Here is a 23,741-nt window from a genome sequence, read left to right on the forward strand (position 1 = left end):
TAATTCACAAGTTCAAGCAAAACCTTAAATAAACATATTCACTATTCATCCAATTCAAGTCAGCACAAAAATTGATGTAAGAGTAAGCTGCTATTAAATAAAGCTTAATTTTCAAGGGTTTTATAGTAATAGAGAGGCGAACATAAAATTTCAAATATGAGTTAATTGCTTATGTTGTATGGTCAAAAATATGTGATAAAAATTATTGTTTAACTTACAAACAACCGCGTCTAGTGAGGATATTAAAAATAGCAACATTAAAGAATTATTAATTCATTGAAATTATATGGATTAGGATAAGAGCATGAATTTAGCAGAGCTTCTAGAAAATCTTTCAGCAAAGAATGTTGAACTTTGGGCTGATGGAGACAAACTGCGCTATCGATCGCCTGAAAACTTACTTACCCCTGAATTATTGGGTGAAATTGAGCAATACGAATCAGAAATTATGCTAATTTTATCCCAGAGTAGTACTCATGCTACAACTTATCCTCTTTCTCATGGTCAAAAGGCACTTTGGTTTCTGTATCAATTAGCACCCAGCAGCCCCGCTTACAACGCCACACATGCAGCAAAATTAGTTACAAATTTAGATATTCCAGTCCTCAAGCAGGCTGCCCAAGCTCTAGTTGAAAGACATCGAGTTTTAAGGACTACCTTTGCAACCATTGATGGTGAACCTGTACAAACAGTTCACGAAAATCAGCAGGTAGATTTTAGCATCCAAGAAGCTTTCGAGTTTGGTCAAGATGATATAAATAACTGGCTCTCAGAAAAAAGCGATCGCCCGTTCGACTTAGAACAGGGTCCGATATTGCGCTTTAATTTATTAATCAACCATATTAAAACTGATAAATTACCAACAAAAGAACATATACTTTTAGTCACGCTACATCAAATAGTAGGGGATTTCTGGTCTTTAGAAATTATGACCAGTGAACTCCGAGCCTTGTATAAAGCGATCGCCACAGGTGTAGCACCCCAACTATCAGCACAAAACTATCAATATCAAGACTACATCAAGTGGTCAGAGCAAATGCTCGCTAGTTCACATGGAGAAAATTTACGGACTTACTGGCACAAACAACTGTCTGGTGAATTGCCATTACTGAATTTACCAACAGATCGACGAAGACCTCAAAGCCAAACCTATAATGGTGCTTCCCGCTTTTTCACGATTAAAGAAAAACTTCTGCAAAAGCTCACAGAATTGGCAAATAGAGAACGTGCATCTCTTTATACTCTATTATTAACAGCATTACAAATATTATTACTACGTTATACTAATCAAGAAGATATTTTAATTGGCTCTCCAATAAAAAATCGCAGCCGTTCAGAATTTGAAAATATTGTTGGTCACTTTACTAATCCTGTGGTCTTGCGAGGAGACCTTTCGGGAAAACCTACCTTTCAAGAGTTGCTGGAGCGATCGCGCTCTTGTGTATCAAATGCTCTAGACCATCAAGATTATCCCTTTCCTCTGCTAGTAGAGCAACTACAACCTGTCCGCGACCTTAGTTTTTCGCCACTCTATCAAGTAGCCTTAGTCTGGAATCGCTCCCACCAGAGTATGGATAAGAATATCGATGGTCTGATTTTGGAATCAATAATTCCAGAATCTAAAGGAGCGGCCTTTGATATAACCTTAAACATTATTGAAGAGCCTGACTCACTCAAAGGTACATGGAATTATAACACTGACTTGTTTGATGACAGTGCGATCGCGCGGATGATGGGGCATTTTGTGACTCTACTTGAGGCAATTGTGGCAGATCCCCAGCAACGAATTGACCAATTACCTTTGTTGACACAATTTGAGCAACAGCAGTTATTAGTTGAGTGGAATAACACTCAAGTAGATTACGCGATCAATAAATGTATCCATCAGTTATTTGAAGAACAAGTTCAACGCACACCCGATGCTGTAGCAGTGGTGCATGTAGACGCGCCTTGCGCGGCTTCTCGAAGAGTGAATCAGCAATTAACGTATCACCAATTGAATAGTCGTGCTAATCAGTTGGCGCATTACTTGCAGTCCTTGGATGTAAAACCAGATGTATTGGTTGGCATTTGTGTAGAGCGTTCTGTTGAAATGATCGTGGGACTATTGGGAATTCTCAAAGCAGGTGGTGCTTATGTGCCACTTGATCCTCAGTATCCTAGCGATCGCCTTAGCTTTATGCTAAATGATACTCAAGTTGGGGTACTGCTGACCCAAGAGCGACTTCTAGATAAACTACCTGCAACTCCAGCAAAAGTTGTTTTTTTAGATGAAATCTGGTCACACATTAGCCAAAACAATCAGGACAATCCCGTTAGTGAAGTTACAGCATTTCATCTAGCGAATGTGATTTACACAAGCGGATCTACAGGTCAACCCAAAGGGGTAATGGTTGAGCATAGTGGATTGTACAACCTAGCTCAAGCACAAATTCAAACTTTTGGTGTACATTGTGATAGTCGAGTTCTCCAGTTTGCCTCCTTCAGTTTTGATGCCTGCATATCAGAAATCTTCATGGCTTTGGGATCGGGAGCAAGACTTTACTTAGAAACCAAAGATTCTCTTATGCCGGGTATGCCTTTAATTGAGCGATTAAACTCTAATGGTATTACCCATGTCACCCTAGCACCATCAGCCTTGGCAGTCCTGTCAACAGAAGAACTGCAAACATTGTCAACAATTATTGTCGCTGGAGAAGCCTGTAGTATTGAACTGATGCAACAATGGTCAGAAGGAAGAAACTTCTTCAACGCCTACGGTCCGACAGAAGCGAGTGTTTGTGCCACGATTGCCAAATGCACTCCCAATGACCAAAAAATTTGCATCGGTCGCCCAATTGCCAACACGCAAATCTACATATTAGACTCGCACTTACAACCAGTGCCAGTAGGTGTAGTAGGAGAGTTGTATATCGGTGGTGCAGGATTAGCACGAGGCTACCTCAACCGAAAGGAATTGACACAAGAAAAATTCATCCGCAACCCCTTCTCAGATGCTGCCTCAGAACGCCTATACAAAACAGGGGACTTAGGTCGCTACTTAAGTGACGGCAACATAGAATACCTGGGACGGATTGACAATCAAGTTAAAATCCGGGGTTTCCGCATAGAGTTAGGAGAAATAGAAGCAGCATTGAGCCAACACCCGGATGTACAAACATGTTGTGTGCTCGCCCGTGAAGACATACCAGGAGACAAACGCCTCGTCGCCTACATCGTAGCGCAGCCACAGACAACACCAAGCATAAAAGTTCTGCGTAGCTATCTCAAAGAAAAACTACCAGATTACATGATACCTGGGGCGATCGCCATCCTAGATTCCCTACCTTTAACTCCCAACGGCAAAATAGACAGACGCGCCCTACCCCAACCAGAAGCCCGCACAGGCATCGAAAGTGATATAGTACTACCGCGCACCCCTATAGAAGAAAAACTAGCCCAAATTTGGACACAAGTATTAAGAATCGAGTCAATCGGTATCCACGACAACTTCTTTGAACTAGGTGGAGACTCGATATTGAGCATTCAAATTATCAGCAGAGCCAAAATGGCTGGACTCGAACTCACAGTCAAACAACTATTTGCCAATCCCAGCATCGCCGAATTAGCCATAGTCGCCAGCACAACAACATCACACTCAATCGCACAAGAATTAGTCAGTGGCAGTTCACCCCTAACACCAATTCAACAGTGGTTCTTCGAGCAAAAGTTAGCAGAAAAACACCACTTCAATCAATCATTTTTGCTGACAGTACCATCAGACCTGAACCTGGAAATCTTACAACAAGCATGGCACAAACTAGTTATTCATCACGATGCATTAAGGCTGAGATTTAGCCAAACAGACACAACATGGCAGCAAAATCATAGCGCCCCAACTGATAACATAACGATTCCTGGTTTTGACTTATCAAAAGTTCCACAATCAGAGATCGCAACTGTGATCGAAACCACAGCCAATTCCTTACAGACGAGTTTAAATCTATCAGAAAATCTCGTGCAAGTAGCATATTTCTGGCTAGGGGTTGAGAAAAAAGCGCGACTACTCATAGTCATTCATCATCTAGTAGTAGACGGTGTATCGTGGCGAATATTGTTAGAAGATTTGCACTCATGTTACCAGCAACTAAATCAAGGTCAAACGATTCAACTACCAGCCAAAACCACATCTTTTAAAGATTGGGCGCAACAATTAACACAATATGCCCAATCGCAAATCAACAAATCAGAATTAGATTATTGGTTGAGTGCATCTTACAATGCAGTTGAGTTTATCCCACTAGACTATACCCAAGGAATTAACACAACTGCATCCGCTGTGACATTCACAGTCTCATTAAGCCAACAACAAACTCTTGCTTTGGTGCAAGATGTCCCCAAAGCTTACAAAACTCAAATTAACGATGTCTTGTTAACTGCCTTAGCCCTGGTGTTGAGTTGGTGGACGGACTCAGGTTCGGTGTTATTCAACTTAGAAGGTCATGGGCGCGAAGATATCATCGATGGTCTAGACTTATCACGAACAGTTGGTTGGTTTACCACAATTTTTCCAGTGGTTTTGGAAGTTGAAACCACAGATGATTTGGGTACTGCTTTAAAATCTGTCAAGGAACAATTACGTGCAATTCCCAATAAGGGTATTGGCTATGGCTTATTGCGTTATCTTAGCCAAGATGCACAAATTACTGCTCAATTGCAGGCATTACCCCAACCACAAATTAGCTTCAATTATCTCGGTCAATTCGATCAACTGCTCAATAAATCTTCTTGGATGCAACTGGCTAGTGAGTCTGCGGGACATATCCACGGTTTGCAGAACAACCGCACACATCTGCTAGAGATTAATAGCATTATTACTGAAGAACGGCTGCAAATAGAGTGGACTTACAGCGGCAATATCCATCAGAGCGCCACAATTGAAAGTCTGGCACAAAAATTTGTCGAAACTTTGCACAAGCTCATTGCTCATTGTTCATCCCCAGAGCATGGAGGTTATACCCCTTCAGATTTCCCACTAGTCAAGCTTAACCAGCAACAACTAGACCAACTTTTGGCGAGCTTAACGTCTAATTGGCAAAATATTGAAGATATTTATCCGCTGTCTGGTGTGCAACAGGGAATGCTGTTTGAGAGTTTGTATGCTCCAGACTCAGGAGTATATTTTCAGCAGTGGATTTGCACTTTGAATGGTCAGTTGAACGTGCCAGCATTTGAGCAAGCATGGCAGCAAGTGGTAAAACGGTATTCCATCTTACGGACAGCTTTTGTGTGGGAGCAATTGACTCAGCCACTACAAGTCGTGTATCAACAGGTGGATGTTCAGCTACAAACCCATGATTGGCAAAAGCTATCTGCACAACAGCAACAACAACAATTAGAGCAACTTTTGCAGTCACAGCGACAACAAAATTTCCAACTATCTGTGGCACCACTAATGCACCTATGTCTCATCCAATTAAGCGCAGATAGTTATCAATTTATCTTTAATCATCATCATTTATTGCTTGATGGCTGGTCAATGCCTTTGTTGATTCAAGACCTGTTGCAGTTTTATCAAGCAATTTGTCAGCGTGAAACTTTACTGTTACAACCAACTCCAAGCTACCGCAACTATATTGCTTGGCTACAGCAACAAAATTTAACCCAAGCTGAACAATTTTGGCGGCAGAAACTTCTTGGATTTAGCGCACCTACTCCTTTGGTTATCGATAAACCCTCATCAATCCAGGAGCAGCAACGCTCTAGCTACAGCGAACAAAAAATCCAACTAACAGCAAAAGCTACAGCAGAGTTACAGACTTTTGCACGACAGCATCAACTGACAGTAAATAATCTGGTGCAGGCAACTTGGGCAATACTGCTATGTCGCTATAGTCAAGAAACTGATGTAGTGTTTGGTGCGACTGTATCTGCTCGTCCACCAGCTATTGTAGGTATTGAGTCGATGGTGGGTATATTTATCAACACTTTGCCAGTGCGAGTTCAAGTGTCAGAAGATACCCAAGTGTTGGCTTTGTTGAAGGAATTACAAGCGCAACAGGTGGAGTCTGAGCAATATTCTTATAGCTCATTAGCAGATATTCAGGGGCTGAGTGATCTCCCAAGAGGAACGTCTTTGTTCGAGAGCATTGTTGTCTTCGAGAATTATCCAATTGATGAGGCAGTCCAACAGAACAATTACAGTTTCTCTCTAGATAATATCTATGCCATTGAACAAACCAATTATCCTCTGACGGTGATGGTTGTTCCCGGTGAGCAATTGTTTGTAAAGATTAGCTACGATACTAGCAGATTTGATGATGCCGCTATTACTCGTTTGTTAGGACATTTCCAAATCTTACTTGAGGGAATTGTTGCTCACCCAGAAAAGCGGATTTTGCAATTGCCAATGCTCACACAACCTGAGCAACATCAGTTATTAGTTGAATGGAACGATACTCAGGTAAATTATCCCCAAGATAAATGTATCCATCAATTGTTTGAGGAGCAGGTAGAGCGTACACCCGATGCTGTAGCAGTGGTGTTTGTAGACGCGCCTTGCGCGGCTTCTCGAAGAGTGAATCAACAATTGACGTATTACGAATTGAATTGTCGCGCTAACCAATTGGCAAATTATCTACAAACTCTGGGTGTAAAACCAGATGTGCTGGTTGGTATTTGTGTAGAACGTTCCTTAGAAATGGTCGTGGGATTATTGGGGATTCTTAAAGCTGGTGGGGTTTATGTTCCTCTTGACCCGGCTTATCCTCAAGAACGACTAAGTTATATGTTGACGGCTTCCGGTCTTGAGGTGTTGTTAACGCAACAGCATCTTGTGGAACGTTTACCCAAGCATGAAGCTGTTGTGGTTTGTTTAGATAGTGACTGGCCTAATATCGCCAAACATTGTGAGCAAAATCTGATCACCGAAACTATACCTAACAACCTAGCTTACATTATTTACACTTCTGGCTCTACAGGAAAGCCCAAAGGAGCAGGTGTATACCATCGTGGTTTTCTTAACTTGGTTAATTGGTTGGTTACAGATTTCCAATTCACCTCACTAGACAGCACGGTGGTGATTTCATCTTTGAGTTTTGACCTAACTCAAAAGAACATATTCGCGCCTTTGATCATAGGTGGGATATTATATTTACCTTCCGATGCATTTAATCCTGATTATATTCTTGAGCTTGTCTCCAAGCAGCGAGTAACTTGGGTTAATTGTACACCCAGTACTTTCTGTTCAATCCTGACATCTGACGATAATAGTTTTGCCAAAATCCAATCCCTACGGTATGTATTTCTGGGTGGAGAACCGATTTCTATACCTAGTTTGTTAAGTTGGCAAAATTCACCGTATTGTTCTGCCAAAATAGTTAACAGCTATGGCCCTACTGAATGTGCAGATGTTTGTTCCGCTTACACAGTAGAACAACCAAATGAGTTCTTAAATAAACCTGTACCCATAGGCAAACCTATACCCAATGTGAAGCTGTATATACTGGATCAAAATTTACAAATTGTTCCTGTAGGAGTAATTGGTGAGCTTTGTATAACAGGTGTAGGTGTGGGGATGGGGTATATTAATGATTTGCAGCGTACCAATGAAAAATTCATTCCCAATCCCTTCGGTGGAAGCAAGGGAACAGGGGAGCAGGGGAGCAGGTTCAAAGAACGCCTCTACAAAACAGGGGATTTAGCCCGTTATCTGTCAAACGGTAATATAGAATACTTGGGACGTATAGATAACCAAGTAAAAATCCGGGGATTCCGCATCGAACTAGGAGAAATCGAAGCCGCACTCAGTAAACATAGAGATGTGCAAGTATGTTGCGCTATTGTCCGCGAAGACAATCCAGGAGACAAGCGTCTAGTAGCCTACATAGTACCCCAGCCACAGACAACACCCATAGTTAGCAAACTGCGTAGCTTCCTCAAAGAGAAACTACCAGATTACATGGTACCTGGGGCGATCGCCATCTTAGAAGCCCTACCTTTAACCCCCAACGGCAAAATCGACCGCCGCGCCCTACCCCAACCAGAAGCACGCACAGGCATCGAAACTGAGATAGTAGCACCGCGCACCCCCATCGAAGAACAACTAGCGCAAATTTGGCAGCAAGTCTTAACAGCGCCGGAAATTGGTATCCACGATAACTTTTTTGAATTAGGTGGAGACTCCATCCTCAGCATCCAAATCATCAGCCGCGCCAAACAGGCAGGCATGAAACTGACAGTCAAACAACTATTTGCCAATCCCACCATCGCCGAATTAGGCACAGTCGTCACCACAACAACAAAAGCAAGCGCAATTCAACAAGGATTAGTCACCGGATCATCACCCCTAACACCGATTCAACAGTGGTTTTTCCAGCAGCACTTACCAGAAAAACACCACTTCAACCAATCATTTCTCCTCACAGCTCCATCAGACCTCAACCTCGAAATCTTAGAGCAAGTATGGCAGCAATTACTACTTCATCACGATGCTTTAAGGCTCAGATTTACTCAAACAGACACAACATGGCAGCAAAATCATAGCCAGCCAACGGATAAAATAAATATCCAACATTTTGACCTATCAAAAGTTCCAGAAACAGAGATAGCAAGCGTCATTCAAACCACAGCCAATGAATTACAAGCGAGTTTAAATCTTCAAGAAAATCTCGTGCAGATAGGATTTTTCGGGCTAGGGATTGACAAAAAAGCGCGATTACTCATAGTAATTCACCACCTGGTAGTAGACGGTGTATCCTGGCGGATATTGTTAGAAGATTTGCACTCATGTTACCAGCAACTGGTTGAAGGCAAAACCATTCAACTACCAGCCAAAACCACATCCTTCCAAGATTGGGCGCAACAATTAACAGAATATGCCCAATCACAAGTTTTGCAATCAGAACTAGATTATTGGTTGAGTGCAGCTTACGATGCTGTTGAATCCATCTCAGTAGATTATGCCCAAGGAGTCAACACGACCGCATCGGCTGTGACATTGACAGTCTCATTAAACCCAGACCAAACCCAAGCCCTGCTGCAAGATGTCCCCAAAGCTTACAAAACACAAATTAACGATGTTTTACTCACAGCCTTAGCGCTAGTGTTAAGTTCCTGGACTAACTCACAGTCAGTATTATTCAACTTAGAAGGTCACGGGCGCGAAGAGATCATCAATGGTGTAGACTTATCACGTACCGTGGGTTGGTTTACAACAATTTTCCCAGTGGTTATTGAATTGGGAAATACAGATGATTTTGGTACTGTTTTAAAATCTATCAAGGAACAATTACGGGCTATTCCCAATAAAGGCATTGGCTACGGCTTATTGCGTTATCTGACTCAAGATGCAGAAATTAGCGCTCGATTACAGGCTTTACCTCAAGCCCAAATCAGCTTCAATTATTTGGGTCAATTCGATCAAGTTGTAAATACATCCTTTCTCATGCAACTGACTAATGAGCCTAGCGGCAACACCGATAGTTTACAAGGTCAGCGCCCTTATTTGGTAGAGGTGAATGCCATGATTTGCAACGAACAACTGCAAATAGAGTGGACTTACAGCAGCAATATCCATCAGCAGGAAACAATTGAGGATATTGCTCAAGAATTTGTCGAAACTTTGCAAGAGTTGATTGCTCATTGTGCATCACCGGAAAATACAGGACTTACACCTACAGATTTCCCGTTAATCAACCTTAACCAATTAGAACTCGATCAAATGTTAAAAAATTTATGAAACTGGAATCTAATAAAACTAATCGGCAAAATATTGAAGATATTTATCCCTTATCTCCTATGCAAGAGGGGATGCTGTTTGAAAGTTTGTATGCTCCAGACTCAGGCGCATATTTTCAGCAGTTGAGTTGCATTTTGACGGGAAATCTAGATGTAAAAACCTTCGAGCAAGCTTGGCAGCAAGTAGTAGCAAAGCATTCCATCCTCCGCACAGCGTTTTTGTGGGAGTCATTGAGCCAGTCGATTCAAATAGTGTATCGACAGGTAAATGTAACTATCAATACCTATGACTGGCGGAAGTTATCAGTACAAAAGCAGCAACAGCAATTAGAGACTTTTCTGAATTCTGAGCGACAAAAGGGTTTCCAACTGTCGCAAGCGCCATTGATGCGCCTACATCTCATCCAGTTGGACGGGAATATTTATCAGTTTGTTTGGTGTTATCATCACTTATTACTTGATGGCTGGTCTTCATCTTTAGTCTTCAAAGACCTATTGGAAATTTATCAATTAATTTCTCAAGGTAAAACTTTACAATTACAATCAACTGTCAGCTACCGCAATTATATCGCTTGGTTAAAGCAACAGAATCAAGATTTAGCCGCAGAATTTTGGCGGCAAAAACTCCAAGGTTTTACTACACCAACTCCTTTGACAGTAGATAAATCATTGTCAATGCGAGATCAGCATTCAGGCTATAGAGAGCGGCAAATTCACCTCACAGTGCCAGCAACAGCAGCAATAGTATCATTTGTCAGACAGCATCAATTGACACTGAGTAATTTAGTGCAGGCGACTTGGGGATTGTTGCTGTCTCGCTACAGCCAAGAAACAGATGTGGTTTTTGGTGCAACTGTGTCCGGTCGTCCGCCAGAACTAGCTGGTGTAGAGTCGATGGTCGGGTTATTTATCAACACCTTACCAGTGCGGGTGCAAATTCAAGAAAATACTGAATTGCTGGTTTTGTTGAAGGATTTACAAAACCAACAGGTAGAGTCTGAGCAATATTCCTATAGTTCATTGGTAGACATTCAGGGGCTGAGTGATGTCCCAAGAGGAACGTCTTTGTTTGAGAGTATTGTTGTTTTTGAGAATTATCCTGTTGATAGTGCGGGACTACAAAGCAATAGTGATTTTACCATCTCGAATGTTCATGCGATCGAACAAACAAATTATCCTCTGGCGGTTTTAGTTGCCCCTGGTGAGCAATTATTGCTGAAGGTAATGTACGATGCTAGTCGGTTTGAAGATAGCACGATCAGCCGGATGCTGGATCATTTTGTCACAATGCTTGAAGGTATTGTTGCTAACCCAACTCAGCCAATTTCCCAGTTACCTATACTCACAGCAACAGAGAAACAACAGTTATTAGTTGACTGGAATAATACTCAGGTCGATTATCCCCAAGATAAATGTATCCATCAGTTGGTTGAGGAGCAGGTAGAGCGGACACCAGATGCAGTCGCAGTAATATTTGAGAATCAACAACTGACGTACCACGAGTTGAATTGTCGTGCTAACCAATTAGCAAATTATTTACAAACTCTGGGTGTAAAACCAGATGTGTTGGTGGGTATTTGTGTTGAGCGTTCCTTAGAGATGGTGGTGGGACTGTTGGGGATTCTCAAGGCGGGTGGGGCTTATGTACCGCTTGACAGTGATTATCCCTCTGAGCGTTTGGCTTTCATGCTGGAAGATGCAGATGTTGCGGTGCTGCTGACTCAACAGAAATTAGTTGAGAAACTACCTAAACATCAAGCTCGTCTTGTGTATTTGGATACTAATGCTCAGGAGTTAGCCCAAGCTAGTGAAATTAATCCAGCCAGCGAAGTAAAACCATCAAACCTAGCTTACGTACTCTATACCTCCGGCTCTACAGGTAGACCAAAGGCAGTAGCTATAGAGCATCACAGTCCAGTTGCTTTAGTAAATTGGGCGCAAAAAGTTTTTACACCAGAGGAGCTTGCTGGTGTCTTAGCTTCCACCTCTATCTGTTTTGACCTGTCGGTTTTTGAGTTTTTTGTGACTCTGAGCCTGCGAGGGAAAGTCATCTTAGCTCAAAATGCTCTGCATTTATCTACTATTAGCACTGCCAGCCAAGTCACTTTAATAAATACGGTTCCTTCGGCGATCACCCAGTTAATTCGAGACAATAATATACCACCACAGGTATGCACAGTGAATTTAGCTGGGGAGGCTCTGCAAGATCAACTGGTACAGCAAATCTATCAGCACAGTCAAGTCGAGCGTGTATTCAATCTTTATGGCCCTTCAGAAGACACTACTTACTCTACATTTAGCTTGATAGAAAAAGGGACAAGCGGCTCATCGACCATTGGTCGCCCAATTTCTAACACGCAAATTTACATTCTGAATAAATATTTACAGCCTGTACCCGTTGGTGTACCGGGAGAGTTACATATTAGTGGTGCAGGATTAGCAAGAGGCTACCTCAACCGTCCTGAGTTAACAAAAGAAAAATTCATCAACAACCCGTTTGATCCCTTGGGAGAGAGTAGATTATACAAAACAGGAGACTTAGCTAGGTATTTACCAGATGGAAACATAGAATACCTGGGGCGCATAGACAATCAAGTAAAAATCCGGGGCTTCAGAATAGAGTTAGGCGAAATAGAAGCAGCACTAACTCAACATAGCAATGTGCAAACCTGTTGCGTCATCGCCCGCGAAGATAACACAGGTGACAAGCGGCTAGTAGCCTACATAGTAGCGCAGCCACAGACAACATCCAACAAGAGCGAACTGCGGCAGTTCCTCTCTTCCAAGCTACCACAGTACATGGTTCCTGCGGCAATAGTCACCTTGGATGCCTTACCTTTGACCCTCAATGGCAAAGTCAACCGCCGCGCCCTACCCGCACCAGAACCAAGTAGTGAGTTATTAGCTCAATATGTTGCACCACGTACCCCAATTGAAGAAATCCTGACAGTAATTTGGCAACAAGTCTTGAAACTAGAGCGTGTAGGTAGACATGATAATTTCTTTGAGCTAGGAGGACATTCACTGCTAGCAACGCAATTAGTGTCACGTGTGCGTAGCAGCTTGAAAGTAGAATTGCCATTGCGGAGTTTATTTACCGCACCAACAATTGCTGAATTATCGTTATTGATACAGCAATTACAGCAACAAGACTCAGCACTGGTCGCACCACCTATTGTTAGCCGGACAGAGAATGCAGAACTGAGCCTGTCATTTGCTCAACAGCGTTTGTGGTTTTTAGAAAAGTTAAACCCGAATAGTGCTTCATACAACATCCCCTTTGGGTTGCGCTTAGTTGGTCATCTGAATGTCGCCGCTTTAGAACAAAGCTTCAAGGAAATTATTCAACGCCATGAAGCGTTACGCACTAACTTTGTTACTGTTGATGGAAAACCAACTCAAATTATTCAATTAGAACCCTATTGGCAACTGGCAGTTGTTGACTTGCAGCATTTATCTATTAGTGACAGGGAAAAAACTGCACAGGAATTAGTGCAACAACAAGCCGTTGAGCCTTTTGATTTAGCGTCGGATGCATTAATCAGAGCAACTTTAATAGTGCTGTCTGATACTCAACATTGGTTGAATGTATCTATGCACCATGTTATTTCTGATGGGTGGTCAATGGGTGTGTTTGTCTCTGAATTARCTGCACTTTACAATGCCTATTCAATCGGTCAACCATCACCCTTATTACCATTGACGATTCAGTACGCAGATTTTGCCATTTGGCAAAGAGAGTGGTTAGTCGGGGAAGTACTACAAAGCCAATTGAGTTACTGGAAACAACAATTGGCCAATGCGCCCACGTTCTTGGGGCTACCCACAGATAGACCGAGACCTGCTGTGCAGACTTTCAATGGTGCATATCAAGAGTTTTCCTTGTCTTTTGAGCTAACTCAAAAGTTGGAAAAACTGAGTCAACAACAAGGGGTGACTTTGTTTATGACTTTGTTGGCAGCATATAATACCCTGCTTTATCGCTACACCGGACAAGAAGATATTTTAGTCGGGACACCAATTGCCAATCGCGATCGCACTGAGTTAGAAGGGTTAATTGGCTTTTTTGTCAATACCTTAGTGATGCGTACCAACTTGGCAGAGAACCCCAGCTTTAGCGAATTACTCTCACGTATCCGGGAAATGGCACTAGGAGCCTATGCTCATCAAGATTTGCCCTTTGAAATGTTGGTGGAAGCATTGCAGCCAGAACGAGACATGAGTCATACACCACTGTTCCAAGTGATGTTCGTTCTCCAGAATACTCCTGTGTCTGAAATTGAGTTAAGTGGGTTAAGTGCCAGTGACTTGCCAATAGAAAGTTCCACGGCAAAGTTTGATATAACCCTAGTAATGGAGAACACTGCTAATGGAATAGTGGGGTGGTGGGAGTACAACACTGACTTGTTTGATAGCAGCACTATCAAACGGATGATCGGACATTTTGTAACGCTGCTAGAAGGTATTGTGGCAAATCCCGGCGAGCGGATTTCGCAATTGCCAATGCTCACAGCATCTGAGCAACAACAGTTATTAGTTGAGTGGAATAATACCCTGTCTAATTATCCCCAGGATAAATGTATTCATCAGTTGTTTGAGGAGCAGGCAGAGCTTACACCCGATAATTTAGCAGTGGTGTTTGACAATCAACAATTGACATATCGCGAATTGAACCGCCGTGCTAACCAGTTGGCGCATTATTTGCAGTATGAGGGTGTCAAACCAGATACGCTTGTAGGTATTTGTGTTGAGCGTTCCTTAGAAATGCTGGTGGGACTATTGGGAATTCTCAAGGCCGGTGGTGCTTACGTACCGATTGATCCAGAGTATCCCCAAGAGCGCCTGAGTTTTATGCTCGAAGACACTCAGCTATCAGTCATATTAACTCAGGAAAAATTAGTTAGTAAGTTGAGCGATCGCAAATTTCATGTCATCTGTTTAGACTCAAACTCGGATATCATCAATCAACAACCACTACACAACCCGGCTACCAGTGTCAAAGCTCAGGACTTAGCTTATGTAATGTACACAAGCGGTTCTACAGGTCAACCCAAAGGTGTGAGCATTATCCATCAAGGTGTAGTACGATTAGTCAAACAAACTGACTATGTAAGCTTTTGTGAGCAAGAAGTATTTCTCCAAGTTGCTCCTATCTCCTTCGACGCTGCAACTTTTGAAATTTGGGGTTGCTTACTTAACGGTGGACAACTAGTAATATATCCTTCCAACACCCCATCAATAAATGAATTAGGACAAGTTATTGAGCAATATCAAGTCACTACCCTTTGGCTAACGGCGGGTTTATTTCATTTAATGGTAGATGAAAATATAGATGCTTTAAAACCCTTACGTCAACTGTTAGCAGGTGGTGATGTTTTATCTGTAACCCATGTCCAGAAATTTCTCCAAAGTGTAGAAAATTGCCGATTGATTAATGGTTACGGCCCAACAGAAAACACAACTTTTACTTGCTGTTATCAAATACCAAAGTCACTGAGTCCAGACGTTTCCGTTCCTATTGGTCGTCCAATTGCTAATACCCAAGTTTATATTTTAGATAAAAATCTGCAACCATTACCCATTGGTGTACCAGGAGAATTGCACATCGGTGGTGTAGGGTTAGCGCACGGTTATTTTAACCGTCCAGAGTTGACACAACAGAAATTTATCCCCAATCCTTTTGACAAATCAAAAGTGAAAAGTCGAAAGTCAAAATTATATAAAACAGGGGACTTAGTACGCTATTTACCGGATGGCAATATTCAATACTTAGGGCGCATTGATAATCAGGTAAAAATTCGGGGCTTCCGGATTGAATTGGGCGAGATAGAAGCAATCTTGAGTCAACATGGTAATGTGCAGACATGTTGTGTCATCCTCCGCGAAGATATTCCAGGTGATAAACGTTTAGTTGCTTATGTGGTAGCGCATCAGGACTGTACACCGACAATCAGCGAACTGCGGCAATTTGTGAAAGCAAAGCTGCCAGAGTACATGATACCCAATGCTTTTGTCATCTTGGAGTCCTTGCCGTTTACCCCCAACGGCAAAATAGATCGCCGCGCCCTACCTGCACCAGATTTATCCACCAATTCAGACAAATATATTGCCCCACGCACTCCAATAGAAGAACTATTAGCACAAATATGGACGCAAGTGCTGAAAGTAGAGCAAATAGGTATAGATGATAACTTCTTTGAACTGGGGGGACATTCGCTACTGGCAACGCAACTAGTTTCACGCATCCGTAACATTTTCAAAGTAGAACTACCACTGCGTCAGTTATTTGCCACAGCAACAGTAGCCGAATTAGCATCCTTGATAGGGCAATTACACCAACAAAATTCACAACTGTCTGCACCACCGATTTTAAGACGAGCAGAGAATGCAGAATTGGTATTATCTCATGCTCAACAGCGTTTATGGTTTTTAGATCAATTCGAGCCAGACAGCCCTTTCTACAACATACCCTTCGGGTTGCACCTAGTTGGAACTCTAAATATAGGCGCATTAGAACAAAGCTTGCAAGAAATAATTGCTCGCCACGAAGCCTTACGCACTAATTTCATTACAGCCGATGGAAAACCAACTCAAATCATTCAAATAGCACCAAACTGGACGCTGACAGTTGTTGACTTACAGCATTTACCCTCAACCGAACAAGAAATCGCTGCACAGGAATTAGTGCAACAACAAGCAATTGAGCCTTTTGACCTAGCCAATGATGCCTTAATCAGAGCGACATTAGTAGTGCTATCCGACACAGAACACATGTTGTTCATCTGTATGCACCACATAGTTTCTGATGGCTGGTCAATGGGTGTATTTGCTCAGGAGTTAGCAGCACTATACAATGCTTATTCTGAAGGTAAGACCTCACCATTAGCACCACTGCCGATTCAATATGCAGATTTCGCACTGTGGCAAAGACAGTGGTTACAAGGGGAAGTACTGCAAAGCCAATTGAGTTATTGGAAACAACAATTAAAAGACGCACCAGCCTTATTGTCGCTCCCCACAGACCGACCAAGACCTGCGGTGCAGACTTACAACGGGACACATCAAGAATTTGCACTTTCTGTTGAACTAACTAATAAGCTGACTAAATTAAGCCAAGAGCAAGGTGTCACCTTGTTCATGACGCTGTTGGCAGCATTTGATACCTTGCTTTATCGCTACACAGGACAAGAAGATATTTTGGTGGGTTCGCCAATTGCGAATCGCGATCGCAGCGAGATAGAAGGGTTAATTGGCTTTTTTGTCAATACTTTAGTGATGCGTTCTAACCTGGGAGGAAACCCCAGCTTCACCGAATTACTGACTCGCGTCCGAGACATGGCAATGTCGGCATACTCTCATCAAAACTTGCCATTTGAGATGCTGGTGGAAGCATTACAGCCAGAACGGGATCTCAGCCATACACCACTGTTTCAGGTGATGTTTGTCCTCCAGAATGCGCCCAAATCATCTGAATTAGACTTAACTGGACTAAATCTCAGTTCATTGCCAGTCAAACTGACAACTTCCAGGTTTGATTTAACCTTAATAATGCAGAACACCCCCACAGGAATGATGGGACTGTGGGAATACAACACAGACTTGTTTGATGCTAGTACCATCGAGCGGATGACAAGTCATTTCGTCACCTTGCTCCAAGGTATTACTGCTAACCCTCAACAGCATATTTCCCAATTACCACTGCTCAGTGAAATTGAGCAACAACAATTATTAGTTGAGTGGAACAATACAAGCGTTGATTATCCGCTGCATAAATGCATCCATCAGTTATTTGAAGAGCAGGTAGAACTGACACCCAATGCAGTAGCGGTGGTGTTTGGAAATCAACAACTGACTTACAAAGAATTAAACTCCCGCGCTAACCAATTAGCACATCACTTGCACTCTTTGGGCGTAGGTGCAGATGTCCTAGTCGGTCTGTGTGTAGAGCGTTCTTTAGAAATGGTCATTGGACTGTTGGGGATACTCAAAGCGGGGGGAGCTTATGTCCCGCTTGACAGTGAGTATCCAACTGAGCGTTTGAACTTTATTTTAGAAGATACTCAAGTCAAAGTATTGCTAACGGTGCAGTCAGTTCTTGACAAACTACCTCCAAATCAAGCACAGCTTATTTGCTTAGATACTGACGCTGAAAACATTTCTCAGTGCAGCCAGAAAAATCTCATCTCTGGTGTCCAAGCGAATAACTTAGTTTACATCATTTACACTTCTGGCTCTACGGGTCAGCCCAAGGGTATAGCCATGAATCAGCTTGCCCTTTGTAATTTGATCTTATGGCATCAGGACAATCTGAAAATTGCTCGTGGAGCAAAAACCCTGCAATTTGCTTCAATTAACTTTGATGTCTCCTTCCAAGAAATATTTACTACCTGGTGTTCTGGTGGCACGTTGTTCCTAACTACGGAGGAATTACGCCACGATACGTCAGCCTTGCTAGGTTTAATCCAAGAAAAAGCAATTCAAAGAATGTTTCTCCCCGTTGTGTGCTTACAGCAACTAGCGGAAGTCGCTGTTGGTAGTGAGTTAGTAAATATTCATTTGCGGGAAATCATTACTTCTGGGGATAAGTTGCAGATTACTCCCGTTATTTATGAGTGGTTCAGCAAATTAAGTGATTGTACATTGCACAATCATTACGGGCCATCGGAGACCCATTTAGCCACAAGTTATACTCTAAATAATTCAGTCCAGACTTGGCCGCTACTGCCTCTAATTGGTCGCCCCATTGCCAACACACAAATCTACATCCTAGACAAATACTTACAGCCTGTACCCGTTGGTGTACCAGGAGAAGTGTATATTGCTGGTGTCCTTTTAGCCCAAGGCTACTTGAACCGAAGCGAGTTAACACAAGAAAAATTCATACCTAATCCGTTTGAAAAGGTGGGAGAGAGTAGATTATATAAAACCGGGGACTTAGCTCGTTATCTACCGGATGGCAACATTGAATACTTGGGTCGTATTGATAATCAGGTAAAAATACGTGGTTTCCGCATCGAATTGGGAGAAATCGAAGCAATCTTGAGCCAATATGAGCAATTACAAGCTAATTGTGTCATCGCCCGTGAAGATAATCCAGGGGATAAGCGGCTAGTAGCCTACATCGTTCCCCAAAAAGAGCAGACACTCTGTGTTAGTGAACTGCGTAGCTTCCTTAAATCCAAGCTACCAGAATACATGGTTCCTGGGGCAATAGTTACCTTGGATACCCTACCGCTTACATCTAGCGGCAAAGTCAACCGTCGTGTTCTACCGGCACCAGAGCCAAGTAGTGAATTATTAGCTCAATATGTCGCCCCACGCACTCCAATAGAAGAAATCGTGGCAGTGATTTGGCAACAAGTCCTGAAAGTAGAGCGTGTAGGCAGACATGATAACTTCTTTGAGCTAGGGGGACATTCCCTACTCGCAACGCAACTAATTTCCCGTGTGCGTAGCAGCTTGAAAGTCGAACTGCCATTGCGGAGCTTATTTGCTGCACCAACAATTGCTCAATTATCACTGTTGATTCAACAGTTGCAGCAACAAGACTTAGAACTGGCTACCTTACCGATTGTCAGACGGGCAGAGAATACACAAATACCTCTGTCTTATGCTCAACAGCGTTTGTGGTTTTTAGAAAAGTTAAACCCGAACAGTGCTTCATACAACATCCCCTTTGGGTTGCGCTTAGTCGGAACTCTTCAAGTTTCCGCCTTAGAACAAAGTTTAGAAGAAATTATTCATCGCCACGAAGCATTACGCACCAACTTCATCACAGTTGATGGAAAACCAACTCAAATTATTCAAACTCAAACTCATTGGAAACTCACAGTTGTTGACTTGCAACATTTATCCATCACAGAACAAAAAACGGCTGCACAGAAACTAGTCCAACAACAAGCAATTGAGCCTTTTGATTTAGCGTCGGATGCATTAATCAGAGCAACTTTAATAGTGCTGTCTGATACTCAACATTGGTTGAATGTATCTATGCACCATGTTATTTCTGATGGGTGGTCAATGGGTGTGTTTGTCTCTGAATTARCTGCACTTTACAATGCCTATTCAATCGGTCAACCATCACCCTTATTACCATTGACGATTCAGTACGCAGATTTTGCCATTTGGCAAAGAGAGTGGTTAGTCGGGGAAGTACTACAAAGCCAATTGAGTTACTGGAAACAACAATTGGCCAATGCGCCCACGTTCTTGGGGCTACCCACAGATAGACCGAGACCTGCTGTGCAGACTTTCAATGGTGCATATCAAGAGTTTTCCTTGTCTTTTGAGCTAACTCAAAAGTTGGAAAAACTGAGTCAACAACAAGGGGTGACTTTGTTTATGACTTTGTTGGCAGCATATAATACCCTGCTTTATCGCTACACCGGACAAGAAGATATTTTAGTCGGGACACCAATTGCCAATCGCGATCGCACTGAGTTAGAAGGGTTAATTGGCTTTTTTGTCAATACCTTAGTGATGCGTACCAACTTGGCAGAGAACCCCAGCTTTAGCGAATTACTCTCACGTATCCGGGAAATGGCACTAGGAGCCTATGCTCATCAAGATTTGCCCTTTGAAATGTTGGTGGAAGCATTGCAGCCAGAACGAGACATGAGTCATACACCACTGTTCCAAGTGATGTTCGTTCTCCAGAATACTCCTGTGTCTGAAATTGAGTTAAGTGGGTTAAGTGCCAGTGACTTGCCAATAGAAAGTTCCACGGCAAAGTTTGATATAACCCTAGTAATGGAGAACACTGCTAATGGAATAGTGGGGTGGTGGGAGTACAACACTGACTTGTTTGATAGCAGCACTATCAAACGGATGATCGGACATTTTGTAACGCTGCTAGAAGGTATTGTGGCAAATCCGAGTCAGCAAATATCGCAGTTACCAATGCTCACAGCATCTGAGCAACAACAGTTATTAGTTGAATGGAATGATACTCAGTCTAATTATCCCCAGGATAAATGTATCCATCAGTTGTTTGAGAAGCAGGCGGAGCTTACACCCGATCATGTAGCAGTGGTATTTGACAATCAACTATTGACCTACCACCAATTGAATTGTCGTGCTAACCAGTTGGCGCACTACTTGCAGTATGAGGGTGTCAGACCCGACGTGTTAGTCGGTATTTGTGTAGAGCGTTCTTTAGAGATGATCGTTGCACTGTTGGCAATTCTCAAGGCGGGTGGTGCTTATGTACCACTTGACCCTGAGTATCCAACTGAACGTTTGCGCTTTATGCTTGAAGATGCTCAAGTTTCAGTATTACTCAGTCAACAACAACTCCTTGAGCGGCTACCTGAGTATCAGGCAAAACTGATTTGTTTAGATGAAATTTGGTCAGAAATTCTGCAAAACAAACAGGATAATCCGATTGAGGTCGTAACAGCTAATAATCTCGCGAATGTGATTTACACGAGCGGGTCTACAGGTAAACCAAAAGGGGTAATGGTTGAGCATAGTGGATTGTGCAACCTAGCTCAAGCTCAAATTCAAGCTTTCAGTTTGAATAGTGAGAGTCGAATTCTCCAGTTTGCCTCCTTTAGTTTTGATGCTTGCATATCAGAAATCTTGATGGCTTTTGGATCAGGGGCAAGACTTTACTTAGGAACAAAAGACTCAATAATGCCGGGTATGCCTTTAATTGAGCGATTAAGCTCTGATGGCATTACCCATGTTATCCTACCACCATCAGCCCTAGCAGTCCTGCCAACAGCAGAACTTCCATCATTGCAAACAATCATTGTCGCTGGTGAAGCTTGTCCTGCTGAACTGATAAAAACTTGGTCTGTAGGGAGAAACTTTATAAATGCTTATGGTCCGACAGAAGCTAGCGTCTGTGCTACAACTGCCAAATGCACTCCAGAGGACAACAAAGTTACCATTGGTCGTCCCATAGCTAACGTGCAAGTCTACATTTTAGACACGCAATTAAAACCAGTACCAATTGGTGTACCCGGAGAACTGTACATTGGTGGTGCAGGAGTGGCACGAGGTTATCTCCATCAAAGAGAGTTAACACAACAGAAATTTATCCCCAATCCCTTTAACTATGAACCAGATTCCCGACTTTACAAAACAGGGGATTTGGCACGTTACTTAACAGATGGCAATATCGAATACCTGGGACGCATTGACAACCAAGTAAAAATCCGGGGTTTCCGCATTGAGTTAGGGGAAATCGAGTCAATACTGAGTCAGCATCCAGGAGTTAGGGAAAATGTGGTAGTGGCAACAGAAGATATGCCAGGAGAAAAACGCTTAGTAGCTTATTTTGTGCCGCAGTTGGAGCAAACACTAACTACTAATGAGTTACGCATTTTCTTGAAAGAAAAATTACCACAATACATGCTGCCTTCTGCTTTTGTCAGGTTAGAATTTTTACCTTTAACTCCTAATGGCAAGGTAGACCGCAAAGCCTTACCTGTTCCTGATGTGGATAATACCCAGTTGGCAGTAACTTTTGTGGCGCCACGTACCCCTGTAGAGAAGGTATTGGCAGACATTTGGGCTAATGTACTGCATCTGGAGCAGGTGGGTGTTTTGGATAATTTCTTTGATTTAGGAGGTCATTCACTGACAACAATTCAAGTAATATCTCAAGTCAATGAGACTTTCCAGATTCAGTTACCGTTGCGTCACTTATTTACTGCCCCAACTATATGTGAACTTGCCCAGACTATTGAATTTACCTCTAGGGTAGACTCTACTGTCAGTACAAATGAAATTACTACCGTCAACTTGCAGGCTGAAGTTGTCCTGGACGAGACAATTAAGCCGGGTAACCTGGTTTATCAACCTGTAAGTGAACCTGCGGCTATTTTTCTAACGGGTGCAACAGGCTTTGTCGGTGCTTTTTTGCTAGCTGAATTATTACAACAAACTCAAGCTGATATCTATTGTCTGGTGCGTGCTGCTAATTTGACCGCAGGTAAACAACGCCTCCAAGAAACCCTGAAAGCTTATTTAGTTTGGGAAGAATCTTTTAACTCGCGGATTATTCCCGTATTAGGAGATTTGTCTCAACCGCTTCTTGGTCTTTGTGATGAGCAGTTTCACCTCATGGCTCTTAAAATTGACTCAATTTACCATAATGGCGCTTTGGTGAATAATATTTATCCATACTCTTTGTTCAAAGCCGCAAATGTTCGTGGGACTGAGGAAATCTTGAGATTAGCTAGTCAAATCAAAATCAAGCCTGTGCATTTCATTTCTACTGCTAGCGTTTTCGCCTCAAATGAGTATTTCAAATTAGAAGTTGTTCTAGAAAATGATCCCTTGGAACATTGTCAAGGACTTCTTGGAGGCTATACCCAAAGTAAATGGGTTGCAGAAAAGATGATCATGATAGCACGCGATCGCGGTTTACCTTGCAGTATCTACAGGCTTGGGAGAGTAACATGGCACAGCCAAACCGGCGTTTGGAATCCAAATGACCTGTTTTACAGATTCATCAAAAGCTGCATTCAACTAAAAAGTGCGCCAGAGATAGACAGCATGGAAAAAATTACACCTGTAGACTATCTCACCAAAGCTTTAATCCACCTGTCGCAGCAGCCAGAATCTTTAGGAAAAGCTTTTCATCTAATTAGTTCTCATTCTGCTTCTTGGAGTCAATTTATGAACTGTATGCATTCTTTCGGCTACCCATTGCAACAGCTTTCCTATGAGAATTGGCAAGCTGAACTACTTCGCAGTACCCAAATTTCGACTGATAACGCTTTGTATTCATTTGTATCGCTGACTGGAGACAATACATCTTCAGAGTCAAGGGAAAATGGAACACCTAGCTTAAAATTCGATTGCCAAAATACTCTCAATGGACTTGCAAATACTACGATTCGTTGGCCGGAAGTAGATGATAAATTACTCCAAGCTTTGTTTGCCAACTTTAGCAATTGGACTTTGAATAAAAAAAAGTAATTGGGGTTTTTTGTGTCCAGTGACAAATTCAGTAGACCGAAAAGTTTTGTGATACCTTCGGGGGTGTCAAAACAATGAGTTGAAATTTAAAT

Annotated in this window: 2 protein-coding genes; both read left to right on the forward strand. The window is 42.4% G+C overall.

From position 1 onward, the window contains the following. Positions 1-304 precede the first annotated feature (304 nt). Entirely contained in the window at positions 305-9,718 is a 9,414-nt protein-coding gene (locus B4U84_RS26930) for a non-ribosomal peptide synthetase (RefSeq protein WP_131121225.1), read from the forward strand. After that, positions 9,715-23,649, forward strand: coding sequence for a non-ribosomal peptide synthase/polyketide synthase (locus B4U84_RS26935; protein ID WP_131121226.1), 13,935 nt, complete (start codon positions 9,715-9,717; stop codon positions 23,647-23,649). The genes B4U84_RS26930 and B4U84_RS26935 overlap by 4 nt, the downstream gene beginning before the upstream one ends. Positions 23,650-23,741 lie beyond the last annotated feature (92 nt).

This window comes from Westiellopsis prolifica IICB1, assembly GCF_004323185.1.
Classification (GTDB): domain Bacteria; phylum Cyanobacteriota; class Cyanobacteriia; order Cyanobacteriales; family Nostocaceae; genus Pelatocladus; species Pelatocladus prolificus_A.

Excerpts from the sequence above, each read along its gene's own strand:
- B4U84_RS26930 (WP_131121225.1), top strand. The coding sequence starts at position 305 with ATGAATTTAGCAGAGCTTCTAGAAAATCTTTCAGCAAAGAATGTTGAA.